Annotated in this window: 32 protein-coding genes; all 32 read right to left on the bottom strand. The window is 60.8% G+C overall.

All coding sequences use genetic code 11. The features are described from left to right. Positions 1 to 75 precede the first annotated feature (75 nt). Positions 76 to 495: a 50S ribosomal protein L17 gene (gene rplQ, locus ACQY6C_RS12005; protein WP_427969037.1), complete on the bottom strand. Its 420-nt coding sequence runs from the start codon at positions 493 to 495 to the stop codon at positions 76 to 78. Positions 496 to 636: 141 nt separating this feature from the next. Continuing rightward, positions 637 to 1692 (bottom strand): DNA-directed RNA polymerase subunit alpha, encoded by a 1056-nt coding sequence (locus tag ACQY6C_RS12000; protein ID WP_427969035.1) that lies wholly within the window; start codon positions 1690 to 1692, stop codon positions 637 to 639. 106 nt (positions 1693 to 1798) lie between these two features. Then, positions 1799 to 2188, bottom strand: coding sequence for a 30S ribosomal protein S11 (rpsK, locus tag ACQY6C_RS11995; protein WP_086436134.1), 390 nt, complete (start codon positions 2186 to 2188; stop codon positions 1799 to 1801). Positions 2189 to 2247: 59 nt separating this feature from the next. Further along, a complete protein-coding gene (rpsM, locus tag ACQY6C_RS11990) occupies positions 2248 to 2616 on the bottom strand; it encodes a 30S ribosomal protein S13 (RefSeq protein WP_427969033.1) in 369 nt (122 codons plus the stop codon). A 366-nt stretch (positions 2617 to 2982) separates the two neighbouring features. Continuing rightward, positions 2983 to 4338 carry an NADP-specific glutamate dehydrogenase gene (gene gdhA, locus ACQY6C_RS11985; RefSeq protein WP_427969032.1) on the bottom strand — a complete coding sequence of 452 codons (1356 nt, stop codon included), beginning with the start codon at positions 4336 to 4338 and terminating at the stop codon, positions 2983 to 2985. 108 nt (positions 4339 to 4446) lie between these two features. Then, positions 4447 to 5124, bottom strand: coding sequence for an SRPBCC family protein (locus ACQY6C_RS11980; RefSeq protein ID WP_427969030.1), 678 nt, complete (start codon positions 5122 to 5124; stop codon positions 4447 to 4449). 112 nt (positions 5125 to 5236) lie between these two features. Then, positions 5237 to 5881, bottom strand: coding sequence for an adenylate kinase (locus tag ACQY6C_RS11975; RefSeq protein ID WP_427969028.1), 645 nt, complete (start codon positions 5879 to 5881; stop codon positions 5237 to 5239). Between the two features lie 35 nt (positions 5882 to 5916). Then, a complete protein-coding gene (gene secY / locus ACQY6C_RS11970; RefSeq protein ID WP_427969026.1) occupies positions 5917 to 7281 on the bottom strand; it encodes a preprotein translocase subunit SecY in 1365 nt (454 codons plus the stop codon). Between the two features lie 105 nt (positions 7282 to 7386). After that, entirely contained in the window at positions 7387 to 7878 is a 492-nt protein-coding gene (gene rplO, locus ACQY6C_RS11965; protein ID WP_427969024.1) for a 50S ribosomal protein L15, read from the bottom strand. A 95-nt stretch (positions 7879 to 7973) separates the two neighbouring features. Beyond that, positions 7974 to 8159, bottom strand: a complete 186-nt coding sequence (gene rpmD / locus ACQY6C_RS11960) for a 50S ribosomal protein L30 (protein WP_427969022.1) — start codon at positions 8157 to 8159, stop codon at positions 7974 to 7976. 5 nt (positions 8160 to 8164) lie between these two features. Beyond that, complete coding sequence (gene rpsE / locus ACQY6C_RS11955) at positions 8165 to 9004, bottom strand: 30S ribosomal protein S5 (RefSeq protein ID WP_427969020.1); 840 nt, start codon at positions 9002 to 9004, stop codon at positions 8165 to 8167. Then, complete coding sequence (rplR, locus tag ACQY6C_RS11950; RefSeq protein WP_427969018.1) at positions 9004 to 9348, bottom strand: 50S ribosomal protein L18; 345 nt, start codon at positions 9346 to 9348, stop codon at positions 9004 to 9006. Before rplR ends, rpsE begins: the two co-directional genes overlap by 1 nt. Before the next feature lies 1 nt (position 9349). Beyond that, positions 9350 to 9883: a 50S ribosomal protein L6 gene (rplF, locus tag ACQY6C_RS11945; protein WP_427969016.1), complete on the bottom strand. Its 534-nt coding sequence runs from the start codon at positions 9881 to 9883 to the stop codon at positions 9350 to 9352. Further along, entirely contained in the window at positions 9883 to 10278 is a 396-nt protein-coding gene (rpsH, locus tag ACQY6C_RS11940) for a 30S ribosomal protein S8 (protein WP_427969014.1), read from the bottom strand. The genes rplF and rpsH overlap by 1 nt, the downstream gene beginning before the upstream one ends. A gap of 11 nt (positions 10279 to 10289) precedes the next feature. Then, positions 10290 to 10595, bottom strand: a complete 306-nt coding sequence (rpsN, locus tag ACQY6C_RS11935) for a 30S ribosomal protein S14 (protein ID WP_427969012.1) — start codon at positions 10593 to 10595, stop codon at positions 10290 to 10292. Between the two features lie 26 nt (positions 10596 to 10621). Next, positions 10622 to 11215 (bottom strand): 50S ribosomal protein L5, encoded by a 594-nt coding sequence (gene rplE, locus ACQY6C_RS11930; RefSeq protein ID WP_427969010.1) that lies wholly within the window; start codon positions 11213 to 11215, stop codon positions 10622 to 10624. After that, positions 11208 to 11531: a 50S ribosomal protein L24 gene (rplX, locus tag ACQY6C_RS11925; protein WP_427969008.1), complete on the bottom strand. Its 324-nt coding sequence runs from the start codon at positions 11529 to 11531 to the stop codon at positions 11208 to 11210. The genes rplE and rplX overlap by 8 nt, the downstream gene beginning before the upstream one ends. Next, complete coding sequence (gene rplN, locus ACQY6C_RS11920) at positions 11531 to 11899, bottom strand: 50S ribosomal protein L14 (RefSeq protein WP_067680194.1); 369 nt, start codon at positions 11897 to 11899, stop codon at positions 11531 to 11533. The genes rplX and rplN overlap by 1 nt, the downstream gene beginning before the upstream one ends. Before the next feature lie 81 nt (positions 11900 to 11980). After that, positions 11981 to 12271: a 30S ribosomal protein S17 gene (gene rpsQ, locus ACQY6C_RS11915; RefSeq protein ID WP_427969005.1), complete on the bottom strand. Its 291-nt coding sequence runs from the start codon at positions 12269 to 12271 to the stop codon at positions 11981 to 11983. A gap of 11 nt (positions 12272 to 12282) precedes the next feature. Beyond that, on the bottom strand, positions 12283 to 12504 hold the full coding sequence (gene rpmC, locus ACQY6C_RS11910) for a 50S ribosomal protein L29 (RefSeq protein ID WP_427969004.1): 222 nt from the start codon (positions 12502 to 12504) through the stop codon (positions 12283 to 12285). Next, on the bottom strand, positions 12504 to 12938 hold the full coding sequence (rplP, locus tag ACQY6C_RS11905; RefSeq protein ID WP_427969002.1) for a 50S ribosomal protein L16: 435 nt from the start codon (positions 12936 to 12938) through the stop codon (positions 12504 to 12506). Before rplP ends, rpmC begins: the two co-directional genes overlap by 1 nt. Positions 12939 to 12952: 14 nt before the next feature. Then, on the bottom strand, positions 12953 to 13648 hold the full coding sequence (gene rpsC / locus ACQY6C_RS11900; protein ID WP_427969000.1) for a 30S ribosomal protein S3: 696 nt from the start codon (positions 13646 to 13648) through the stop codon (positions 12953 to 12955). A gap of 1 nt (position 13649) precedes the next feature. Continuing rightward, positions 13650 to 14027, bottom strand: coding sequence for a 50S ribosomal protein L22 (gene rplV, locus ACQY6C_RS11895; protein WP_427968998.1), 378 nt, complete (start codon positions 14025 to 14027; stop codon positions 13650 to 13652). Beyond that, positions 14027 to 14302 carry a 30S ribosomal protein S19 gene (gene rpsS / locus ACQY6C_RS11890; RefSeq protein ID WP_007164620.1) on the bottom strand — a complete coding sequence of 92 codons (276 nt, stop codon included), beginning with the start codon at positions 14300 to 14302 and terminating at the stop codon, positions 14027 to 14029. The genes rplV and rpsS overlap by 1 nt, the downstream gene beginning before the upstream one ends. A gap of 6 nt (positions 14303 to 14308) precedes the next feature. Further along, on the bottom strand, positions 14309 to 15145 hold the full coding sequence (gene rplB / locus ACQY6C_RS11885) for a 50S ribosomal protein L2 (RefSeq protein WP_427968996.1): 837 nt from the start codon (positions 15143 to 15145) through the stop codon (positions 14309 to 14311). Positions 15146 to 15159: 14 nt separating this feature from the next. Beyond that, a complete protein-coding gene (locus ACQY6C_RS11880) occupies positions 15160 to 15468 on the bottom strand; it encodes a 50S ribosomal protein L23 (protein WP_427968994.1) in 309 nt (102 codons plus the stop codon). Then, positions 15461 to 16084: a 50S ribosomal protein L4 gene (gene rplD / locus ACQY6C_RS11875; protein ID WP_427968992.1), complete on the bottom strand. Its 624-nt coding sequence runs from the start codon at positions 16082 to 16084 to the stop codon at positions 15461 to 15463. Before rplD ends, ACQY6C_RS11880 begins: the two co-directional genes overlap by 8 nt. A gap of 2 nt (positions 16085 to 16086) precedes the next feature. Then, on the bottom strand, positions 16087 to 16944 hold the full coding sequence (gene rplC, locus ACQY6C_RS11870; protein WP_427968990.1) for a 50S ribosomal protein L3: 858 nt from the start codon (positions 16942 to 16944) through the stop codon (positions 16087 to 16089). Between the two features lie 254 nt (positions 16945 to 17198). After that, positions 17199 to 17510 carry a 30S ribosomal protein S10 gene (gene rpsJ, locus ACQY6C_RS11865; RefSeq protein WP_006831877.1) on the bottom strand — a complete coding sequence of 104 codons (312 nt, stop codon included), beginning with the start codon at positions 17508 to 17510 and terminating at the stop codon, positions 17199 to 17201. Positions 17511 to 17667: 157 nt separating this feature from the next. Beyond that, positions 17668 to 18858, bottom strand: coding sequence for an elongation factor Tu (gene tuf, locus ACQY6C_RS11860; RefSeq protein WP_427968987.1), 1191 nt, complete (start codon positions 18856 to 18858; stop codon positions 17668 to 17670). A gap of 92 nt (positions 18859 to 18950) precedes the next feature. Next, positions 18951 to 21044: an elongation factor G gene (gene fusA / locus ACQY6C_RS11855; RefSeq protein ID WP_427968985.1), complete on the bottom strand. Its 2094-nt coding sequence runs from the start codon at positions 21042 to 21044 to the stop codon at positions 18951 to 18953. 40 nt (positions 21045 to 21084) lie between these two features. Then, positions 21085 to 21555 carry a 30S ribosomal protein S7 gene (rpsG, locus tag ACQY6C_RS11850; RefSeq protein ID WP_427968983.1) on the bottom strand — a complete coding sequence of 157 codons (471 nt, stop codon included), beginning with the start codon at positions 21553 to 21555 and terminating at the stop codon, positions 21085 to 21087. Between the last annotated feature and the right edge of the window lie 217 nt (positions 21556 to 21772).

The following is a 21772-nucleotide window of genomic DNA, read 5'->3' as shown; positions in this document are numbered from 1 at the left end:
TTGGCGCTTTTTATGAACAAACAAAAAGGCCGGCGGATCGCTCCACCGGCCTCAATTGTTTCGATTTGAAACCGCTCAGGCTTCTTCGAACTCTTCGTCACTGATGACGGGGCCCGAATCCTGGCCCTTGGCCTCCATATCGCGATCAACGAACTCGATGATCGCCATCTGCGCAGCGTCGCTGTCGCGGTAGCCGGCCTTGACGATGCGGGTGTAACCACCATCGCGGTCGGCATAACGCTCGGCCAGCACGTCAAACAGCTTCTTGAGCTGGGTTTCGTCACCCAGGCGGCTCATGGCGAGCCGGCGGTTCGAAAGGCCACCACGCTTCGCCAGCGTGATCAGTTTTTCGACATAGGGGCGCAGTTCCTTGGCCTTGGGCAAGGTGGTGCTGATCTGCTCGTGCTTGATCAGGGCAGCAGCCATATTGCGGAACAGGGCCGTACGGTGACCCGATTTGCGGCTCAGCTTGCGCTGTGAAATTCCGTGACGCATTTTCTTACTCCTTAGCCGACCCTTCCGGGCGGGAAACCGGTTCCCACATTCCCTGAAGGGATCGGACGTTCGTTATGGGCCCGTGCAAGGTAGCCCGTAGCAGGCCGGAAGATCGGGTCCGGCCCATGCCCGTACGAGTTATTAACCCAGCAGCTCCTGTTCGAGCTTCTTGGCCATTTCCTCGATGTTCTCAGGCGGCCAGCCGGGGATATCCATGCCCAGGCGCAGGCCCATGCTCGAAAGCACTTCCTTGATCTCGTTGAGCGACTTGCGGCCGAAGTTCGGCGTGCGCAGCATCTCGGCTTCGGTCTTCTGGACCAGATCGCCGATGTAGATGATGTTGTCGTTCTTGAGGCAGTTGGCCGAACGGACCGACAGCTCCAGCTCGTCCACCTTCTTGAGAAGGTAGCGGTTGAGCTGGTTGGCATCGTCTTCCTGCGGCTGCGCGGCCTGGCCAATCATCGCGGCCTGCGGCTGCGGGATACCGTCTTCGAAGTGGACGAACAGCGTCAGCTGGTCCTGCAGGATGCGCGCGGCATAGGCCACGGCGTCTTCAGGAGCGACAGTGCCATCGGTTTCGATCGTCAGCGAGAGCTTGTCGTAATCGAGTTCCTGCCCGACGCGGGCATTCTCGACCTTGTAGCTCACCTGGCGCACCGGCGAGTAAAGCGAGTCGACCGGGATCAGGCCGATTGGCGCATCAGCCGGACGGTTCGCCACGGCGGGGGCATAGCCCTTGCCGGTATCGGCGGTCAGTTCCATGTTGAGCGTCGCGCCTTCGTCGAGGTGACACAGGACGAGGTCCTTGTTCATCACTTCGATGTCGCCGGAAACGGCGATGTCGCCGGCCTTCACTTCGCCCGGGCCAGTTGCGGAAAGCTGCAGCCGCTTGGGGCCTTCGCCTTCCATCTTGAGCGCGATCTGCTTCACGTTCAGCACGATGTCGGTCACGTCCTCGCGCACGCCGGCGAGCGAGGAGAACTCGTGCAGCACGTTCTCGATCTTGATCGAGGTGATCGCAGCGCCCTGGAGCGAGCTCAGCAGCACGCGGCGCAGCGCATTGCCGAGGGTAAGGCCAAATCCACGCTCAAGCGGTTCGGCAACGAAGGTTGCCTTGCGGCTCTTGTCGCCGCCTTCCTTGATTTCGAGCGTGTTGGGTTTCTTGAGTTCCTGCCAGTTCTTGATGTTGACGGACATGGATTTCCCCTAGGGTTCTAAAAACGGACTGGACCGGCGGCGCTGAAAGCGCGTCCGGTCCGAAGGAGGTGTCGGCGGCCCATACGGACCGCCAGGCAGGTTCGGATCAGACGCGGCGGCGCTTTGAGGGCCTCACGCCATTGTGCGGGATCGGTGTCACGTCGCGGATGCTGGTGATGGTGAAGCCCACCGCCTGCAGCGCCCGCAGCGCGCTTTCGCGACCGGAACCCGGCCCCTTGATCTCGACTTCCAGCGTGCGCACACCATGCTCTGCTGCCTTCTTGCCGGCATCGTCGGCAGCGACCTGAGCAGCATAGGGAGTCGACTTGCGGCTGCCCTTGAAGCCCATCATGCCCGCGCTGGACCAGCTGATTGCATTGCCCTGCGCATCGGTGATGGTGATCATGGTGTTGTTGAAGCTGGCGTTCACATGCGCGACGCCGCTGGTGATGTTCTTTTTATCGCGACGCCTGATACGGCCGGGTTCGCGTGCCATGGTTGGTATTCCTCTTCAGTATCGAAAGAAGGCAAAAGCGTGTGGGTTGCCCCGCGCGCTTACTTCTTCTTCCCTGCGATCGGCTTGGCCTTACCCTTGCGGGTACGGGCGTTGGTGTGCGTACGCTGTCCGCGAACGGGCAGCTGGTTGCGATGACGCAAGCCGCGATAGGACCGCAGGTCCATCAGGCGCTTGATGTTCATCGCGGTGTTGCGACGCAGGTCACCTTCCACGGTGTAGTCGGCGTCGATCGTTTCACGGATGCGCAGCACTTCCTCGTCGGAGAGGTCCTGCACACGGCGAGCGTGATCGATGCCCAGCTTGTTGGCGATTTCCACGGCAGTGGTACGACCGATACCGTGGATGTAGGTGAGCGCGATAATAACGCGCTTGTTGGTGGGGATATTTACCCCGGCAATACGAGCCACTTACTTCTCCATGCTCCACAGGGAATGACGGACTGGCCGCCTGCCCTATCTCATCGCGGTTGTCTCTTCCCGCCCGAACTCCGCACCGGCATTGCGCCGAAACGGCAAAAAGCCCGGTTGGCGCGCACAAACGGCTGTCGCCTGCCGGACTTTGATCGAACGTGTCGAATGAAAGCGCGCTTAAGGCGATTCTCACCCTGCGTCAACAGCTAAGCGCGCACAACCACACGTGCGGCCCGATATGGTCCGCAACCATGCGATTTCAAGGCAGGTTACACCAAGACGCGCAACCGGTCAAAATCGGCGCGGCCGCGTCATTCCTGACCGCTGGGGGTTGCCCTTTCAGACGCCCCCCAGCGGAAGGAATCAGACCACTCCAAACGCCAGCATGGCGTCAGCGACCTTCTTGAAACCGGCGATATTGGCGCCCCTGACATAGTCGACATAGCCGCCACCCTGGTCGCCATATTCGACGCATTTGCCGTGAATGCCTTCCATCAGTTCTGTCAGCATTTCGCCCAACCGGCCGTGGTTCCAGCTGATCCGCTCCGAATTCTGGCTCATTTCCAGACCGGAGACAGCAACGCCGCCGGCATTGGCCGCCTTTCCCGGTCCATACATGATCTTGGCATCATGGAAGACCCTCACGCCCTCAAGCGTGGTCGGCATGTTGGCCCCTTCGGATACGGCGATCACGCCGTTGCCTACCAGTTCCTTCGCTTCCTCCTCATTGAGCTCATTCTGCGTCGCACAAGGCAATGCGATGTCGCAAGGCACGTCCCACGGCCGCTTGCCTTCATGGAAGGTCGCGCCGGTGAAATGATCAGCATATTCGCTGATCCGGCCACGACGGACATTCTTGAGGTTCTTGATCCAGTCGATCTTCTCCTGGTCGAGCCCCTCCGGATCGTGGATAAACCCGCCGGAATCCGACAGGGTCAGCACCTTGCCGCCCAATTGCGTGACCTTTTCCGCCGCATGGGTGGCGACATTGCCCGAGCCAGAGATGACCGCTGTCTTTCCCTCGATATCCTGCCCTTTGTGCTTGAGCATGTTCTGCAGAAAATAGACTGCGCCATAGCCGGTCGCTTCCGGCCGCATCTGAGATCCGCCATATTCGATGCCCTTGCCCGTCAGCACGCCCTCCCAACGGTTGGTGATCCGCTTGTACTGGCCGAACATATAGCCGATCTCACGCCCGCCGACGCCGATATCGCCTGCCGGCACATCCGTATCGGGCCCGATATGGCGATAGAGCTCCGTCATGAAGCTTTGGCAGAAACGCATCACTTCGCTGTCGGATTTGCCGCGCGGATTGAAGTTCGCCCCGCCCTTGCCCCCGCCCATCGGCAGGCCGGTGAGCGAGTTCTTGAAGGTCTGTTCGAAGGCGAGGAATTTGAGCACGCTTTCGTTCACGCTGGGGTGAAAGCGGATGCCGCCCTTGTAGGGGCCAATCGCATTGTTGTTCTGCACCCGCCAGCCGCGCTGGACGCGGATGTTGTGATTGTCATCTTCCCAGCAAACGCGGAAGGATACCACCCGATCGGGCTCGGCGATCCGGCGCAGGATCTGCGCCTCGTGATATTGCTCTTTGTCTTCGATGAATTCGAAGATGTCCTGGGCAACTTCCTGCACGGCCTGGATGAACTCGGTCTGCCCCGGATTGCGCTTCTTCACGCCCTCCATGAACTGCTCAAGATCGACATGATCGGTAACCGCCATCGCACTGCTCTCCTTGTCCTGCTGCCCCGCCGTGGCGAAGGCCGGTTTCTGCCTGTGCGACCAATTGCGCGTTATGTTGCGGGGCGCGCTTTCCCCGATAATCCTCGTCTAATCGTCCTGCATCGCGTCGATGGCATCCTCAACGCTGATTTCAGGTGCCTGCCCTTGCGTCGCTTCGTCTTCTGTTTCGTCTTCGCTCTGCGCGGGTTCCGGTGACGGAGGCGGCGGCGCATCAAGCCTTCCGCCAAGCATATTCGCAAGGCCATCGAGCTGCTGGCTCATCACGCCATCGACCGCCTTGGAGATCACTGGCAGCGGATAACGCATTGCGCCACCAACTGCATATTCCCACACGATCTGCGTACCCTTCTCATGTTCGGACAACACAATCGTCAGAACCCCGGTCGCCGGCTCGCTCTGCAAGGGCCCAAGCCCTCCGCGCATCCGCAGCACCTTCTCAGGGAAGGCCTGGATCACGCGCATGTGCTCGACACTGCCTTCGAGCGTGATCTTCTTGGGGTCAGGATCTTCCGGTATACGTTCGCAAAAACAGCCGCCCGCTTGCGGTTTGAGCGATAGATTTGCGGAGTCTCCCGACCATGTGTGCGCAGAGTTCCACCACCTTGCAGGCGAGATCAGTGCCATCCAGACGGATTTGGCATCGGCCCTTACCACGGAGACATCGCGCGTGACGAAGCTGTCGTCACTGGCGGATATCACTTCAGCAGAAGCCGGTTGCGCCATCAGAAAGATGGGAAAGGCCAGCGCCGCAAGCCGATGAAACATAGCGATTCCCCCCTCCTTCGCCGGAAACTGTAGGCGAAGTGGCGACCGCGTTAAAGCGGCAATCTCGAGAATGGGTTAACCGGTCTGCGCTGAAGCGCGCAAGCTGGCGAAATCAGCCGAGAATGGCGTCGATCGAGGCAGCCACCGCGTCAATATCAGCCATGCCGTCTACACGGCGAACAATCCCGCGCGCTTCATAGCCAGGCAGGATCGGCGCGGTCTTGGCGCGATATTCCTGCATCCGCGTGCGCACGGTTTCCTCATTGTCGTCAGGACGGCGCTTGAATTCGGTCGATCCGCACTTGTCGCACACGCCCTCGACGGTCGGCTGCTGGAATGTATCGTGATAGCCCGCGCCACAATTGGCACAGGTGAAGCGACCGGTAATACGTTCGACCAGCGCATCCTCGTCGACATCGAGTTCGATCACATGGTCGAGCGCGCGACCATGCTTTTCGAGCAACTGATCGAGAATCTCGGCCTGTGCTTCGGTGCGCGGATAACCATCGAAGATTGCGCCGGTATCCGGCCCCATCGCGGCCAGTTCCGCATCGATCAGTTCGGATACGATTTCGTCGGAAACGAGCTCGCCACGGTCCATCACTGCCTTGGCCTTGAGGCCGACGGGCGTCTGGGCCTTCACCGCGGCGCGCAGCATGTCTCCAGTGGAGAGCTGGCGCATCCCATAATGATCCACCAGGCGCGCGCTCTGGGTGCCTTTACCAGCCCCGGGAGGGCCAAGAAGAATGATGTTCACTACTAGCTATCCCCCCAACAGTTCCGGCACCGCGATCAGCGCATGCGGCCCTTAAGTTTCGCCTTCTTGATCAAGTCGCCATACTGGTGCGCCAGCAAGTGCGACTGGATCTGACTGATCGTATCAACCGTGACGTTGACGACAATCAGCAGGCTGGTCCCGCCCAGGAAGAGCGGAATACCGGTCTGTGCAATGCCCCATTCGGGGATAACGCAAACCAGTGTGAGATATATCGCACCCACGACGGTGATGCGAGTTAGCACATAGTCCAAGTATTGTTCGGTCCGCTTGCCCGGGCGGATGCCGGGAATGAACCCACCGTTCTTCTTGAGATTCTCCGCTGTCTCTTCAGGGTTGAAGACGACCGCGGTGTAGAAGAAGCTGAAGAAGATGATGCCCGCTGCATAGAGCGCCATGTAAAGCGGCTGACCGTGCGCGAGATACTGGTTCAGCGTCACGATCACGCCGCCCATCGTGCTTTCCGTATCGATCGAATTGCCCGCGAACTGAGTGATCGTCAGCGGCAACAACAGCAGCGAACTGGCGAAGATCGGCGGAATAACGCCGGCGGTGTTGATCTTGAGCGGCAGGTGCGAACGATCCGCCTGCATCATGCCATGCTGCGTCGCACGCTTGGGATACTGGATCAGCAGGCGGCGCTGCGCGCGCTCCATGAAACAGATAGCCAGGATGAGCACCACGAGCATGACCATGAAGCCAATGATGATACCCGGTGCGATCGAACCGCTGCGACCGCCCTCGAACAGGTTCGAGATGAAAGTCGGGAATTGAGCAACGATCCCCGCCATAATGATCAGCGACACGCCATTGCCGATTCCGCGACTGGTGATCTGTTCGCCCAGCCACAGCAGGAACATGGTTCCGCCGACAAGGCTGATCACCGCGCCAACGCGGAACATATAGCCCGGATCGACTACCGCCTGCAGGCCCGCCGCATTGGAAAAGCTTTCAAGCCCTGCGGCCAGGAACCAGCCCTGGATCGTACACAGGAACACCGCACCATAACGGGTGTACTGGTTGAGCTTCTGCCGTCCGCTCGCGCCTTCCTTCTTCAGCGCGGCGAGCGTCGGATGCAGGGCTGCGGCCATCTGAACCACAATCGACGAGGTGATGTAGGGCATCACACCCAGCGCGATCAGGCTCATGCGCGAAAGGCTGCCGCCAGTGAACATGTTGAACATGTCCAGGATGCCACCCTGCGTCTGGTCTGCCAATTGCTGCAACGCCAACGGATTGATACCCGGAAGCGGTACGAAGCTCAGGAAGCGGAAGACGATCAGCGCACCGATTGTGAACCAGATACGGTTCTTCAGCTCGGTGGCCTTGGAGAAATTGGCGAGGCTTAGATTGCTCGCGATACTGTCGGCGCGTGATGCCATTTCGGTAGTTCGATCCTAGCTTTGCACCGGTCCCGCCCGGCGTAGACAGGATAGATAGGGAGCAGTGGGCCCGATGTCGAACCCCTGCTCCCCGTCTTTTTTGGGTCAATCCGCCTTTTCGGCAGTTTTTTCAGCCTTCGGCGCGGTCACTTCAACCGAACCGCCAGCCTTTTCTACCGCCGCAATCGCGCCCTTGGTGGCGCCGGTGACGACGAACTTGGCCTTGGCCTTGATCTCACCCTTGCCAAGCAGACGCACACCATCCTTGCCGCCACGGACCAGGCCGGCAGCGCGCAGGGCAGCTTCGTCGATGTCCTTCTTCGCGTCGAGCTTCTTGGCGTCGATGAACTTCTGGATCATGCCCACGTTCACTTCGGCATAGTCCTTGGCGAAGGGGTTGTTGAAGCCGCGCTTCGGCAGACGCATGTGAAGCGGCATCTGGCCGCCTTCGAAGCCCTTGATGGCTACGCCGGAACGGCTCTTCTGGCCCTTCTGGCCACGGCCACCGGTCTTGCCCTTGCCCGAGCCGATGCCACGGCCCACGCGCATGCGCTCTTTACGGGCGCCCGAATTGTCGCGGATGTCGTTGAGTTTCATGAGATTTGCACTCGCTTTCGCTTTCTAGGACCCACAAAGGGGTTTCGCGCTGAAATGAAGCGGCCCGGCAAAGAACCGGGCCACTGGATTGTATCTTAGTCGACCACCTGCACCAGATGCGGGACCTTGGCGATCGCGCCGCGCAGCTCAGGCGTATCCTGACGCTCCACGACCTTGTGCATCTTGTTGAGGCCCAGGCCGATCAGGATCTTGCGCTGGCTCTCGGGACGGCGGATCGGCGAACCGATCTGCTTGATCTTGATGGTGCTTGTTTTCGCCATCGTAATTACTCCGCAATCGCGGCGGCGTCGGCTTCAGCCTCTGCCTCCGAAGCGCCACCACGGCCGAGCAGGTCAGCGACCTTCTTGCCGCGACGCTGAGCCACCGACTTCGGCGAAGTCTGGTTCTGCAGCGCATCGAAAGTGGCGCGGATCATGTTGTAGGGGTTCGACGTACCGACCGATTTGGTCACAACGTCAGCCACGCCCAGGCTTTCGAACACGGCACGCATCGGACCGCCGGCGATAATGCCGGTACCCGCAGGCGCGGTGCGCACGGTGACCTTGCCGGCACCGAAACGGCCATTGCCGTCATGGTGCAGCGTGCGGCCTTCCTTGAGCGGAACGCGGATCATCTTCTTGCGTGCGGCAGCGGTTGCCTTGGTGATGGCTTCAGGCACTTCGCGTGCCTTGCCATGACCGAAACCGACGCGGCCCGAACCGTCACCCACGACGACCAGCGCCGCGAAGCCGAAGCGCTTGCCGCCCTTAACCGTCTTCGAAACGCGGTTGATGTGGACGAGCTTCTCGATGATGCCGTCATCTTCTTCCTCGCGGCGGCCCCGGCGATCGTCACGACCGCGACCACGGCCGCGACCGCCTTCACGGTTGCCACCGTCGCGGCCACCACGGCCACGGCGCTGCTGCGGCTGCTCGGGAGCAGCTTCTGCAGGTGCAGCTTCAGCGGGAGCCTCGGTAGCCGGAGCGGCTTCGGCCGGAGCCTCTGCCGGAGCTTCTTCCGCAGGTGCCGCTTCCTGGGCCGGAGCCTCAGTGGCTTCAGCCGGAGTTTCGACCGCTGCGGTCTCCTCGACCTGAGCTTCTTCGATTTTCTTGTCGTCAGCCATCATCAGAACTCCAGCCCGCCTTCGCGAGCGGCATCGGCCAGCGCCTTGACGCGGCCATGGAACAGGAACCCGCCGCGATCGAACACGACAGTGGTCACGCCAGCCTTCTTGGCTGCGGCGGCGATGTCCTTGCCCACCTTGGCGGCGGCATCGACATTGGCACCCGAGCTCTTGCCGCCCAGCGTCGAAGCGGAAGCCACGGTGCGGCCTTCCTTGTCGTCGATGATCTGAGCGTAGATGTGGCGACCGGTGCGGTGCACCGACAGGCGCGGACGGCCACCGGCACGGCCCTTGAGGGCGGTGCGCACACGGCGGCGGCGGCGTTCAAAGAGAGAAAGCTTGGCCATCTTACTTCTTCTTCCCTTCCTTGCGGAAGACATATTCACCGCGGTACTTGATGCCCTTGCCCTTGTAAGGTTCAGGCTTGCGCCAGCGGCGGATTTCGGCGGCGAACTGGCCAACGGCCTGCTTGTCGATGCCGGAAATCTCAACGGTGGTCTGGTCCGGGGTTTTCACTTCGAGACCCTCGGGTACGTCGAGGTCGACGTCATGCGAGAAACCGAGCTGAAGCTTGAGCTTCTTGCCCTGTGCCTGCGCACGATAGCCAACGCCCGAAATCTCGAGCACCTTGGTGAAACCATCGGTCACGCCTTCAACCAGGTTCGAAACCAGCGTGCGCTGCATGCCCCAGTGGCTGCGCGCCTGCTTGGTATCGTTGGCCGGGTTGACCTGGATCTCTTCGCCTTCGACCTTGTAGTCGATCAGGTCGGAGAGGCCGAGTGAAAGGGTGCCCTTGGGCCCCTTCACGGTCAGCGTGCCTTCCTCGATATTGGCAGTGACCCCGCTGGGGATCGCCACCGGCTTTTTGCCAATGCGGCTCATCAGAACACCTCCGCCAGCACTTCGCCGCCGACGTTCTGAGTGCGCGCTTCGGCATCCGACAGCACGCCCTTGGGCGTCGAGACGATGGTGATGCCAAGGCCGTTACGGACAGTCGGGAGCTCTTTGCTGCCCGAATAGATCCGGCGGCCCGGCTTGGAGACGCGAGCGACATGCTTGATCGCAGGTTCGCCCTCGAAATACTTCAGTTCGATCCGCAGCGCCTTGTGCTTGCCGGTTGCGTCCTCGCTGTAGCCACGGATGTAGCCTTCGCGCTGAAGCACTTCGAGCACATTCGCACGCAGCTTGGATGCCGGCGAAAGGACGGAATCCTTCTTCGCCTGCTGGCCGTTGCGGATACGGGTGAGCATATCACCCAGGGGATCGGTCATTGCCATAATCTAGATCCTCACCAGCTCGACTTGGTCAGGCCCGGAATCAGGCCCTTGTTGCCGAGTTCGCGCAGCTCAATGCGGTTGATGCCGAACTTGCGGTAATAGCCGCGCGGGCGGCCGGTGGTGGCACAACGGTTGCGAACCCGGGTCGGGTTACCGTTGCGCGGGATTTCAGCCATCTTCAGGCGCGCGATAAGACGTTCGCTCTCGTCGAGCGACTCGTCGTCCGCAATCGCCTTCAGCTTGGCATACTTGTTTGCGTACTTCTGAACGAGCTTCTTGCGACGCTCATTCTTGTTAATGGAACTCAGTTTCGCCATGGACTTAAGCTCTCCTGATCAGCGGCTCACGCCGCCTCTTTCTCTTCAGCCTTCGAGTCGGCAGACTCGGGGGCCGGGAACGGGAAACCGAACAGCCTGAGCAGCTCGCGCGCTTCCTCGTCGGTTTTAGCGGTAGTGGTGACGATGATATCCATGCCACGCACCTTTTCGATCTTGTCGTAGCTGATCTCGGGGAACACGATCTGTTCCTTGAGACCCATCGCATAGTTGCCACGCCCGTCGAACGACTTGGGGTTGAGCCCGCGGAAGTCGCGGATACGCGGCATTGCGATGGTTACGAGGCGATCCATGAACTCGAACATGCGGTCACGGCGCAAGGTCACCTTGCAACCGATCGGCATGCCTTCGCGCAGCTTGAACTGGGCGATCGACTTCTTGGCCTTGGTGATAACCGGCTTCTGGCCAGCGATCAGCGCCATTTCCTCGGCAGCGGTCTGGACCTTCTTCTTGTCCTGGCTCGCTTCGCCCACACCCATGTTGAGCGTGATCTTCTCGAGCTTGGGAACTTCAAGGCGGTTCTTGTAACCGAACTTCTCGGTCATCGCCTTGACGATCTGGTCCTCATACTTCTGCTTCAGGCGGGGGGTATAATCAGCCATCGATAGTCTCCCCGGACTTCACGGCAACGCGCACCTTGGAACCGTCCTTCTTCGTTTCGAAGCGAACGCGGGTGGGCTTGCCGGACTTCGGATCGGCCACGGCAACCTTGGAGATGTGCATCGGCGCTTCGAAGCGATCGATGCCACCCTGCGGGTTGGCCTGGCTCGGCTTGCGGTGACGGGTTGCGACGTTGACGCCTTCGACGACGACCTTGCCTTCTTTCGGCATGACCTTCGCGACGGTGCCGGTCTTGCCCTTGTCCTTGCCGGACAGGACGACGACGCTGTCACCCTTCTTGATCTTCGCAGCGGACATTACAACACCTCCGGCGCGAGCGAGATGATCTTCATAAAGCCGCGGCCGCGCAATTCGCGCACCACCGGGCCGAAGATACGTGTGCCGATCGGCTCTTCGCTCTTGTTGACGAGCACGGCGGCGTTGCTGTCGAAGCGGATCACGCTGCCATCGGGGCGGCGAACGTCCTTCTTCGTGCGCACGATCACGGCGCGGTGAACGTCGCCCTTCTTGACCTTGGCGCGCGGCTGCGCTTCCTTCACGGAAACCACGATCACGTCGCCTACGGATGCAGTACGGCGCTTTGAGCCGCCCAGTACCTTGATGCACTGGACGCGCTTTGCGCCGCTGTTATCCGCGACGTCGAGATTGGATTGCATCTGGATCATCGATCCGGTTCCTTCTCACTGGCTTGCCGGAACGAGTCCGGCAGTTCCTACGTCTAAACTTGTCCTGAGCCCGTCGAAGGGTCAGTTGCCTGCGGCTTCGACTTCGAGGTCGGCTTCCACCGCCTGCGTGCCGCCTGCCGTGACCCGGTCCTTTACGGCCCAGGTCTTGGTCTTCGAGATCGGCTTGGTCTCCTCGATGCGGACGACATCGCCAATCTTGTACTCATTGCTCTCATCGTGAGCGTGATACTTCTTCGAACGGCGGATGATCTTCCCGTAGAGCGGGTGCTTCACCTTGCGTTCGACCTTCACGGTCACGGTCTTGTCGGTCTTGTCGGAGGTGACAGTTCCGATCAGGATACGTTTCGGCATTGTCTAGCTCCTCAAGCCTTCGCAGCGGCCGCTGTCGCGGCGCGCTCGTTCTGCAGCGTCTTGATCCGGGCGATCGTGCGGCGCACTTCCTTGATCCGGGCCGGCGCTTCAAGCTGGTTGGTCGCCGCCTGGAACCGCAGGTTGAACTGCTCGCGCTTCAGCTCGGTCAGCTCGGCGTCGAGCTGATCGTCGGTCTTGGCGCGCAGGTCCTCGATGACATTCTTGTCGGCCATCAGTTACCTCCCAGGTGCGAGGTGTCGCCCAGGCGGGCAACGACCTTGGTCTTGATCGGCAGCTTCATAGCCGCACGTTCGAAAGCGAGCGCGGCCAGCGGGCCGGGAACGCCGTCGAGTTCGAACAGGATGCGGCCCGGCTTCACGCGGGCTGCCCAATATTCGACCGAACCCTTGCCCTTACCCTGACGGACTTCGGCAGGCTTCTTCGACACCGGAACATCGGGGAACACGCGGATCCACAGACGGCCCTGGCGCTTCATGGCGCGGGTGATGGCACGGCGAGCGGCCTCGATCTGGCGCGCGGTGAGACGCTCCGGCTCGAGAGCCTTGAGACCATAGGCGCCAAAGTTCAGCGTGGTGCCGCCCTTGGCCTTGCCATGGATCTTGCCCTTGAACGCCTTGCGATATTTGGTTTTCTTCGGTTGCAGCATCTTATCTACTCACCTCAACGAGCCGGCCGGACGCCGGACGTCTGGGCTTCCATCATCAAGCGGTCCTGCGCCGTCGGATCGTGGGCCATGATCTCGCCCTTGAAGATCCAGCACTTGATGCCGATGATGCCATAGGCGGTCAGCGCCTCGGCTTCGGCATAGTCGACATTGGCGCGGAGAGTGTGCAGCGGCACACGGCCTTCGCGATACCATTCGACGCGTGCGATCTCGGCACCGCCAAGGCGGCCACCGCAGGTAATCTTGATCCCTTCCGCACCCAGACGCAGCGCCGACTGAACGGCACGCTTCATGGCACGGCGGAAAGCAACACGGCGGACCAGCTGGTCGGCCACGCCCTGCGCGACGAGTTTGGCGTCGATTTCCGGCTTGCGGATCTCGACAATGTTCAGCTTCACTTCGCTTTCGGTCATGGCCGAAAGCTTGCTGCGAAGCTTCTCGATATCCGCGCCCTTCTTGCCGATGATGACGCCGGGACGTGCAGCATAGATCGAAATGCGGCACAGCTTGGCCGGACGTTCGATCACCACCTTCGAGATTGCGGCCTGCGGCACGGTCTCGATGATGAACTTGCGGATCTCGATGTCTTCCTTGAGCAGCTTGGCATAGTCACGCCCTTCGGCGTACCAGCGGCTGTCCCAGGTACGGTTGATCTGCAGGCGCAGACCGATCGGATTGCTCTTCTGGCCCATCTTACGCCTCTTCCTCTTCGCGTACGACGATCCGCAGCTTGCTGAACGGCTTGAGGATCCGGGTGGACTTGCCACGGCCGCGGGTGTGAAACCGCTTCATCGTGATCGACTTGCCAACCGAAGCTTCGGCCACGACCAGCGCGTCGACGTCCAGGTTGTGGTTGTTTTCCGCATTGGCGATCGCCGAAGCGAGCACCTTGCTGGCGTCCTTCGCCATCGCCTTCTTGCTGAAAGCGAGGATGTTCATGGCCTCTTCGGCCTTCTTGCCGCGGATCAACCCGGCGACGAGGTTCAGCTTCTGCGCCGAACCGCGGATCGAGTTGCCGGTAGCCAGCGCCTCGTTATCGCCGACGCGGCGGGGTGCCTTTGCCTTGCCCATTAGCGCTTGCCCTTCTTGTCGGCAGCGTGGCCCGGGAAGTTGCGCGTGGGCGCGAACTCGCCAAGCTTGTGACCGACCATTTCCTCGGAAACCGAGACGGGGATGAACTTCTGCCCGTTGTAGACGTTGAACGTCAGGCCAACGAACTGCGGCAGGATCGTGCTGCGGCGCGACCAGGTCTTGATCGGCTTGTTGCTGCTCGCTTCCTGTGCGTCCTCCGCCTTCTTGAGAAGGCTGAGTTCGACGAACGGTCCTTTCCAGACGGAACGTGCCATCTTGTCTTACCTCTTCTTCTTGGCGTGGCGCGAACGGATGATCATCTTGTCCGTCTGCTTGTTGTTGCGGGTACGTGCGCCCTTGGTCGGCTTGCCCCACGGGGTCACCGGATGGCGGCCACCGCTGGTGCGGCCTTCACCACCACCGTGCGGGTGATCGACCGGGTTCTTGGCGACGCCGCGGGTCAGCGGCTTGCGCCCCATCCAGCGCTTGCGGCCGGCCTTGGCGAAGTTCTGGTTCTGGTTGTCGGGGTTCGAAACCGCACCAACCGTACCCATGCAATCGGCGCGCAGGTAACGCTGCTCGCCCGAGTTGAGACGCGCGATGACCATGCCGCGGTCGCGACCGACCAGCTGCACGTAAGCACCTGCCGAACGGGCGATCTGGCCACCCTTGCCCGGCTTCATCTCCACATTGTGGCAGATGGTGCCGACCGGCATCTGGCCCAGCAACATGGCGTTGCCCGGCTTGGTGTCGGTCTTCTCGCCGGCCACAACCGTGTCGCCAACAGCCAGGCGCTGCGGGCACAGGATGTAAGCCTGCTCGCCGTCCTCATACTTGATGAGAGCGATGAAGGCCGTGCGGTTGGGATCGTATTCGATACGCTCGACAGTTGCGGGAACGTCCCACTTGCGGCGCTTGAAATCGATGAAGCGGTACTTCTGCTTGTGACCGCCGCCCATGCCGCGCGAAGTGACATGGCCCTTGTTGTTGCGTCCACCGGTCTTGCGCTTGCCTTCCGTCAGCGACTTGACCGGCTTGCCCTTCCAGAGGCTGGTCTTGTCGACGAGGATGAGGCCACGGCGCGCGGGGCTCGTCGGATTGTAATTCTTGAGTGCCATTTCTCTCTAGCCCCTCAGATACCGCTCGTGATGTCGATCATTTCGCCCTCGGCGAGGGTGACGACCGCCTTCTTCACGTCGGAGCGCTTGTAGGGCTTGCCCTTCCAGCGCTTGGTCTTGCCCTTCACGACGATCGTATTCACGCCCACGACTTTCTTGTCGTAGATCGCTTCCACCGCTTCCTTGATCTGCGGTTTCGTCGCATCGCCCGCCACCTTGAAAACAACTGCGTTGTTCTCGGAAGCCAAAGTAGACTTCTCGGTGATGTGCGGGGCCAAAATCACGTCATAGTGACGCGCGTCGACTTCCTGCTTCTTAGCCATTGAAGCGCGCCTCCAGTTTGGCGACAGCATCCTTGGTCAGGACCAGCGTGTCGTGGTTGAGAATGTCGTAGACATTGGCGCCGATGGCGGGGAGCACGTTGACACCTTTGAGGTTGCCCGCGGCCTTCTTGAAGCCGTCATTCACGCTCTCGCCGTCAATCACCAGGACCTTGCCAGCAAGCCCGGCCTTGTCGAAGTGACCCTTGAGCACCTTGGTCTTGGCATCCTTGAGCTCGAGGCTGTCAACGACCACCAGGCCGTCCTTCGCCTTGCTCGAAAGCGCCATCTTGAGACCGAGCGCACGCAGCTTCTTGTTGAGCGACTGGTTGAAGTCGCGCTTGCGGGCACCGTGAGCCTTGCCGCCGCCGATGAAGATCGGAGCACCGCGGTCACCGTGACGTGCACCGCCCGAACCCTTCTGGCGGCCGAACTTCTTGCCGGTACGCGCAACGTCGCTGCGCTCACGTGTCGGACGCGCTGTGCCACGGCGATTTTCGAGCTGCCACGTCACGACGCGGTGCAGGATGTCGGCGCGCGGCTCGACACCGAACACGGCATCGTTGAGCTCGAGATCGCCAGCAGCCTTGCCGTCGATTTTCTGGACCTTGACCTTCACGATCAGGACTCCTTGCTCTCGTCCGAAGCATCATCGGCTTCAGGCGCGTTGTTTTCTTCAGCCGGAGCTTCCGCTGCAGGCGTCTCTTCCACCGGCGCGGCCTCTACAGCAGCTTCGGCTTCTACCGGCGTTTCGGCCACTTCGGCTTCCACCGGAGCTTCCTCGACTGGATTGGCGGCAGCAGGATCGAAAATCGCAGCCGGGAACGGCAGCTCTTCCGAGAATGGCAGTTTCACCGCATCACGAACCAGCAACCAGCCATTCTTCGATCCGGGGACTGAGCCCTTTACGAAGATCAGGCCACGGTCTGCATCGGTGCGAACCACTTCCAGGTTCTGCTGGGTACGCTGGCGATCGCCCATGTGACCGGCCATCTTCTTGTTCTTGAAGACGCGACCCGGATCCTGGCGGTTACCCGTCGAACCGTGCGAACGGTGGCTGATCGAAACGCCGTGCGTTGCGCGCAGACCACCGAAACCCCAGCGCTTCATCGCACCGGCAAAACCCTTACCCTGGGTATGGCCGGTGATGTCGACCTTCTGGCCGGCAACGAAGTGATCGGCACTGATGGTCGAACCGACCGGGACCAGACCCTCTTCGTTTTCCACGCGGAACTCGGCAACGCGCTTCTTCAGGCCGACCTGGGCCTTCGCAAAAGCTTCGCGCTGCGGCTTGTTGACATTCTTCTGCTTGGCCTCGCCCGCACCCAGCTGGACGGCGAAATAGCCATCGCGCTCGGCAGTGCGGTGCGAAACAACCTGGCAGCCTTCCAGGGCCAGGACGGTCACAGGTACGTGACGTCCATCCTCCTGGAACAGGCGGGTCATCCCGACTTTCTTTGCGATAACGCCAGTGCGCATCGTCTGAACTCCTAAACAGAGGCACACGAGGCCCATCCCCGCGTGCTTGCCAGCCCAAATTGTCATGCATCGCCCCGTCCGGGCTGAGTGCCGCCCTCGCCGGAATGGCTCGGGAAGCTAGACGGGGGACGCAGCCCGGATAAATCCGGCGGTATCCCAATGTCTTGCCGATCCTGCTGGATCAGCGGGGCCGTTGGAGCCCCGAAATTCTCTGGTCGTTTAAGGTCCTACCAGATGGACCGGCCGAAAGCGGCTTAAGCCAGCTTGATTTCGACGTTCACGCCAGCCGCCAGATCGAGCTTCATCAGAGCGTCGACGGTCTGAGCGTTGGGCTGCACGATGTCGAGCAGCCGCTTGTAGGTGCGCACCTCGAACTGCTCGCGCGACTTCTTGTCGATGTGCGGGCCGCGGTTCACGGTGAACTTCTCGATGCGCGTCGGCATGGGAATGGGACCACGAATGAGTGCACCCGTACGACGTGCGGTGTCTGCGATTTCACCAGTTGCCTGGTCGAGAACGCGATGATCGAACGCCTTGAGGCGAATGCGGATATTCTGAGCTTCCATTACCTACACCGATGCGAAAGAGCCAAGGAAGACCGAAACCTTCCCAAAAAAGAAGAACCGCCCCACCCTACCGATATTCCGGCGAGGGGCGGCCCTCCTCAAAACTGTTGCACGCGCCGCAGCAGACGAATCTGTCGCTGCGACGCGCGCGCCTATATTACTTCGTGATCTTGCTGACAACCCCCGATCCGACGGTACGACCGCCTTCACGGATGGCGAAGCGAAGACCTTCGTCCATGGCGATCGGAGCGATGAGCTTGACGCTGATCGTCACGTTGTCGCCAGGCATGACCATTTCGGTGCCCTCGGGGAGGATCACTTCGCCGGTCACGTCGGTCGTGCGGAAGTAGAACTGCGGACGATAGTTGGCGAAGAACGGCGTGTGACGGCCACCTTCATCCTTCGACAGCACGTAAACTTCGGCGCTGAACTCAGTGTGCGGCGTAACCGAACCCGGCTTCGCGAGAACCTGGCCACGCTCAACGTCGTCACGGCCCGTGCCGCGCAGCAGCGCGCCGATGTTGTCGCCAGCTTCGCCGCTGTCGAGCAGCTTGCGGAACATTTCGACGCCGGTGACCGTGGTCTTCTGCGTGTCGCGGATACCAACGATTTCGACTTCGTCGCCAACATTGACCTTGCCGGTTTCGACACGACCGGTGACAACCGTACCACGGCCCGAGATCGAGAACACGTCTTCGATCGGCATCAGGAAGTCCTGATCGACCGGACGATCCGGCTGCGGGATGTAATCGTCAACAGCCTTCATCAGTTCGATGATCGAGTTCTTGCCGATCTCGTCGTCGCGGCCTTCAAGAGCGGCCAGAGCCGAACCCTTGACGATCGGAATATCGTCGCCGTCGAAGCCATACTCGCTCAGCAGTTCGCGAACTTCCAGTTCGACCAGCTCGAGGATTTCCTCGTCGTCGACCTGATCGACCTTGTTCATGTACACGACCAGAGCCGGAACGCCGACCTGACGGGCAAGCAGGATGTGCTCGCGAGTCTGCGGCATCGGGCCGTCAGCAGCGTTCACAACCAGGATCGCGCCGTCCATCTGGGCAGCACCGGTGATCATGTTCTTCACATAGTCGGCGTGGCCCGGGCAGTCGACGTGTGCATAGTGACGTGCGTCGGTTTCATATTCGACGTGTGCGGTCGAAATGGTGATGCCGCGCTCGCGCTCCTCGGGAGCCTTGTCGATGTTTGCGAAATCAACCGCCGAACCACCGTGCGTTTCTGCCATCACCTTGGTGATAGCAGCCGTCAGCGTGGTCTTGCCGTGGTCAACGTGACCGATGGTGCCGATGTTGCAGTGCGGCTTGTTCCGCTCAAATTTTTCCTTCGCCATTACTCAATAACCTCTGTTTGAAAGATTGATCTCTCTGCGGGAGAAGGCGGCACCCGCTGAATCAGGCGCCGCCCCTAGACCCTGATGCGCGCTTAGGCAAGCTTCTCCTTCACCTCTTGCGCAACATTTGCCGGCACTTCGTCATAGTGACTGAACTGCATGGTGTACTGGGCACGTCCCTGAGTGAACGAACGCAGCTCGTTGACGTAGCCAAACATGTTGGCAAGCGGCACGAAGGCTTCGACCGCCTGGGCATTGCCGCGGCTGTCGGTGCCCTGGATCTGACCACGGCGGCTGTTGAGGTCGCCAATCACGTCGCCGAGGTAATCCTCGGGCGTAACGACCTCTACCTTCATGATCGGTTCGAGCAGCTTGATGCCGGCTTTATTGGCCGCTTCGCGCATCGCGCCGCGCCCGGTGATTTCAAACGCCACCGTGCTCGAGTCGACGTCATGGTATTTGCCGTCGATCAGGCGGATGGTGAAGTCGATGATCGGGAAGCCGACGAGATAGCCGCTCTCGGCCTGCTCGCGCATGCCCTTTTCGACCGACGGGATATATTCGCGCGGGATGTTGCCGCCCTTGATCTCGTCTTCGAAAATGACGCCCTGGCCGCGTTCGCCCGGCGTAACGACGACTTTTGCTTCACCGAACTGGCCCGAACCACCCGACTGCTTCTTGTGGGTGTAGGTGACTTCGACCTCGCGGGCGAGCGCTTCGCGGTAGGCCACCTGCGGCGCACCGACATTGGCCTCGACCTTGAACTCGCGCTTCATGCGATCGACCAGGATGTCGAGGTGGAGCTCGCCCATGCCCTTGATGATCGTCTGACCGCTTTCGTGGTCGGTCGTTACGCGGAACGAAGGATCCTCCGCAGCCAGGCGGTTGAGCGCGACGCCCATCTTTTCCTGGTCGGCCTTGGTCTTCGGTTCCACCGACAACTCGATAACCGGATCGGGGAATTCCATCCGCTCGAGAATGATCGGCTTGGCCGGATCGCACAGCGTGTCGCCGGTTGTGGTCTCCTTGAGGCCCGCAATCGCAACGATATCGCCAGCGAATGCCTCATCGATGTCCTCGCGGTTGTTCGAGTGCATCAGCAGCATGCGGCCGATCTTTTCCTTCTTGTCCTTCACCGAGTTCAGGACCGAGCCCTTGGAGAGCTTGCCCGAATAGATGCGGGTAAAGGTGAGCGAGCCCACGAAGGGATCGTTCATGATCTTGAAGGCCAGCGCGGCGAAAGGCGCATCATCGCTCGACGGACGCACATCTTCCTCGTCGCTGTCGGGCAGCACACCCTTGATGGCCGGAACGTCAAGCGGCGAAGGCATGTAGTCAACCACTGCGTCGAGCAGCGGCTGCACGCCCTTGTTCTTGAACGCCGAACCACACAGCACAGGAACGAAAGCCTGGTCCATCGTGCCCTTGCGGATGAGACGCTTGAGCGTCGCCGCATCGGGTTCTTCGCCTTCGAGATAGGCTTCCATGACATCGTCGTCCTGCTCGACGGCGGTCTCGATCAGCTTCTCGCGATATTCGGCAGCCTTGTCGGCCAGATCCGCAGGGATATCGACATAGTTGAACTTCGCACCCAGGCTCTCGTCTTCCCAGACAATGCCGCGGTTGTTCACGAGGTCGACGACACCCTTGAGGTCGCTCTCCATTCCGATCGGGAGGTACAGCACCAGCGGAGTAGCGCCGAGGCGATCGATGATCGACTGAACGCAATAGTAGAAGTCCGCACCGGTACGGTCCAACTTATTGATGAAGCACATGCGGGGGACTTTGTACTTGTCGGCCTGGCGCCACACAGTTTCGGATTGCGGCTCAACTCCGGCCACGCCGTCGAACACCGCGACCGCGCCGTCGAGCACGCGCAGCGAACGTTCGACTTCAATCGTGAAGTCGACGTGCCCGGGCGTGTCGATGATGTTGATCCGGTGCTTGGGGCCTTCGCCATCTTCGGCCGACCAGAAGGTGGTGGTCGCAGCCGAAGTAATGGTGATGCCGCGCTCCTGCTCCTGCTCCATCCAGTCCATCGTCGCTGCACCATCGTGCACTTCGCCGATCTTGTAGGACTTGCCGGTGTAGTAGAGGATACGCTCGGTCGTGGTGGTCTTGCCGGCATCGATGTGAGCCATGATGCCGATATTGCGGTAACGCTCCAGCGGATACTCGCGTGCCATTTCTAAGTCTCCATGAGGGGGCTCTCCCCTCGATTAGTAATTACCAGCGATAATGCGAGAAGGCGCGGTTGGCGTCAGCCATACGGTGCGTATCTTCGCGCTTCTTGACGGCGTTGCCACGGTTGTTGGCCGCATCCATCAGCTCGCCCGAGAGGCGCACGGACATGGTGGTTTCCGCACGGCCACGTGCAGCACCGATCAGCCAGCGGATCGCGAGTGCCTGGGCACGCTCGGGGCGAACCTCGACCGGCACCTGGTAAGTCGCACCACCGACGCGGCGGCTGCGGACTTCGACCTGCGGCTTAACATTGTTGAGCGCTTCGTGGAACAGCTGCACCGGATCGGCCTTGGCCTTGGCTTCGACCGTGTCGAGCGCGCCATAGACGATGCGCTCGGCAACGGACTTCTTACCGTCCAGCATGAGGTTGTTCATGAACTTCGACAGCACCTGATCTCCGAACTTCGGATCAGGCAGGATTTCCCTTTTCTCGGGACGACGACGACGTGACATTTCTATTCTCCAAAATGTCGGGAGCGTAGCGACCGTCTTCTTGCGTCATCCCCGCGAAGGCGGGGACCCAGATAACGGTTGCGGCTCCGTGATTCCTACGGACCGCCCGGCCATTTCCCTTATCTAGGCCCCTGCCTGCGCAGGGGCGACGGGAATGGTCGGAGTGGGCTCCTCTTACTTCGGCCGCTTCGCACCATATTTGGAGCGAGACTGCTTG

It is taken from the genome of Altererythrobacter sp., from assembly GCF_050299635.1.
GTDB lineage: Bacteria > Pseudomonadota > Alphaproteobacteria > Sphingomonadales > Sphingomonadaceae > Erythrobacter.
This window is presented reverse-complemented; position numbering and strand designations above follow the sequence as displayed.

Excerpts from the sequence above, each read along its gene's own strand:
- ACQY6C_RS11980 (WP_427969030.1), bottom strand. The coding sequence starts at position 5,124 with ATGTTTCATCGGCTTGCGGCGCTGGCCTTTCCCATCTTTCTGATGGCG.
- rplX (WP_427969008.1), bottom strand. The coding sequence starts at position 11,531 with ATGTCCGCTGCGAAGATCAAGAAGGGTGACAGCGTCGTCGTCCTGTCC.
- secY (WP_427969026.1), bottom strand. The coding sequence starts at position 7,281 with ATGGCATCACGCGCCGACAGTATCGCGAGCAATCTAAGCCTCGCCAAT.
- fusA (WP_427968985.1), bottom strand. The coding sequence starts at position 21,044 with ATGGCACGCGAGTATCCGCTGGAGCGTTACCGCAATATCGGCATCATG.
- rpsG (WP_427968983.1), bottom strand. The coding sequence starts at position 21,555 with ATGTCACGTCGTCGTCGTCCCGAGAAAAGGGAAATCCTGCCTGATCCG.
- rplN (WP_067680194.1), bottom strand. The coding sequence starts at position 11,899 with ATGATCCAGATGCAATCCAATCTCGACGTCGCGGATAACAGCGGCGCA.
- rplP (WP_427969002.1), bottom strand. The coding sequence starts at position 12,938 with ATGCTGCAACCGAAGAAAACCAAATATCGCAAGGCGTTCAAGGGCAAG.
- rpmD (WP_427969022.1), bottom strand. The coding sequence starts at position 8,159 with ATGGCGAAAACAAGCACCATCAAGATCAAGCAGATCGGTTCGCCGATC.
- rplC (WP_427968990.1), bottom strand. The coding sequence starts at position 16,944 with ATGCGCACTGGCGTTATCGCAAAGAAAGTCGGGATGACCCGCCTGTTC.
- rplO (WP_427969024.1), bottom strand. The coding sequence starts at position 7,878 with ATGAAACTCAACGACATCCGCGACAATTCGGGCGCCCGTAAAGAGCGC.
- rplV (WP_427968998.1), bottom strand. The coding sequence starts at position 14,027 with ATGGGCAAGGCAAAGGCACCCCGCCGCGTCGGCGATAACGAGGCGCTG.
- rpsE (WP_427969020.1), bottom strand. The coding sequence starts at position 9,004 with ATGATGGCTGACGACAAGAAAATCGAAGAAGCTCAGGTCGAGGAGACC.
- rplF (WP_427969016.1), bottom strand. The coding sequence starts at position 9,883 with ATGAGCCGCATTGGCAAAAAGCCGGTGGCGATCCCCAGCGGGGTCACT.
- rpsH (WP_427969014.1), bottom strand. The coding sequence starts at position 10,278 with ATGGCAATGACCGATCCCCTGGGTGATATGCTCACCCGTATCCGCAAC.
- rplQ (WP_427969037.1), bottom strand. The coding sequence starts at position 495 with ATGCGTCACGGAATTTCACAGCGCAAGCTGAGCCGCAAATCGGGTCAC.
- rpsS (WP_007164620.1), bottom strand. The coding sequence starts at position 14,302 with ATGGCACGTTCCGTCTGGAAAGGACCGTTCGTCGAACTCAGCCTTCTC.
- rplE (WP_427969010.1), bottom strand. The coding sequence starts at position 11,215 with ATGGCTGATTATACCCCCCGCCTGAAGCAGAAGTATGAGGACCAGATC.
- ACQY6C_RS11880 (WP_427968994.1), bottom strand. The coding sequence starts at position 15,468 with ATGGCTAAGAAGCAGGAAGTCGACGCGCGTCACTATGACGTGATTTTG.
- rpsC (WP_427969000.1), bottom strand. The coding sequence starts at position 13,648 with ATGGGCCAGAAGAGCAATCCGATCGGTCTGCGCCTGCAGATCAACCGT.
- rplR (WP_427969018.1), bottom strand. The coding sequence starts at position 9,348 with ATGGCCAAGCTTTCTCTCTTTGAACGCCGCCGCCGCCGTGTGCGCACC.
- rpsK (WP_086436134.1), bottom strand. The coding sequence starts at position 2,188 with ATGGCACGCGAACCCGGCCGTATCAGGCGTCGCGATAAAAAGAACATC.
- ACQY6C_RS12000 (WP_427969035.1), bottom strand. The coding sequence starts at position 1,692 with ATGTCCGTCAACATCAAGAACTGGCAGGAACTCAAGAAACCCAACACG.
- tuf (WP_427968987.1), bottom strand. The coding sequence starts at position 18,858 with ATGGCGAAGGAAAAATTTGAGCGGAACAAGCCGCACTGCAACATCGGC.
- rpsQ (WP_427969005.1), bottom strand. The coding sequence starts at position 12,271 with ATGCCGAAACGTATCCTGATCGGAACTGTCACCTCCGACAAGACCGAC.
- rplB (WP_427968996.1), bottom strand. The coding sequence starts at position 15,145 with ATGGCACTCAAGAATTACAATCCGACGAGCCCCGCGCGCCGTGGCCTC.
- rpsN (WP_427969012.1), bottom strand. The coding sequence starts at position 10,595 with ATGGCGAAACTGAGTTCCATTAACAAGAATGAGCGTCGCAAGAAGCTC.
- rpmC (WP_427969004.1), bottom strand. The coding sequence starts at position 12,504 with ATGGCCGACAAGAATGTCATCGAGGACCTGCGCGCCAAGACCGACGAT.
- rpsJ (WP_006831877.1), bottom strand. The coding sequence starts at position 17,510 with ATGGAAGCTCAGAATATCCGCATTCGCCTCAAGGCGTTCGATCATCGC.
- gdhA (WP_427969032.1), bottom strand. The coding sequence starts at position 4,338 with ATGGCGGTTACCGATCATGTCGATCTTGAGCAGTTCATGGAGGGCGTG.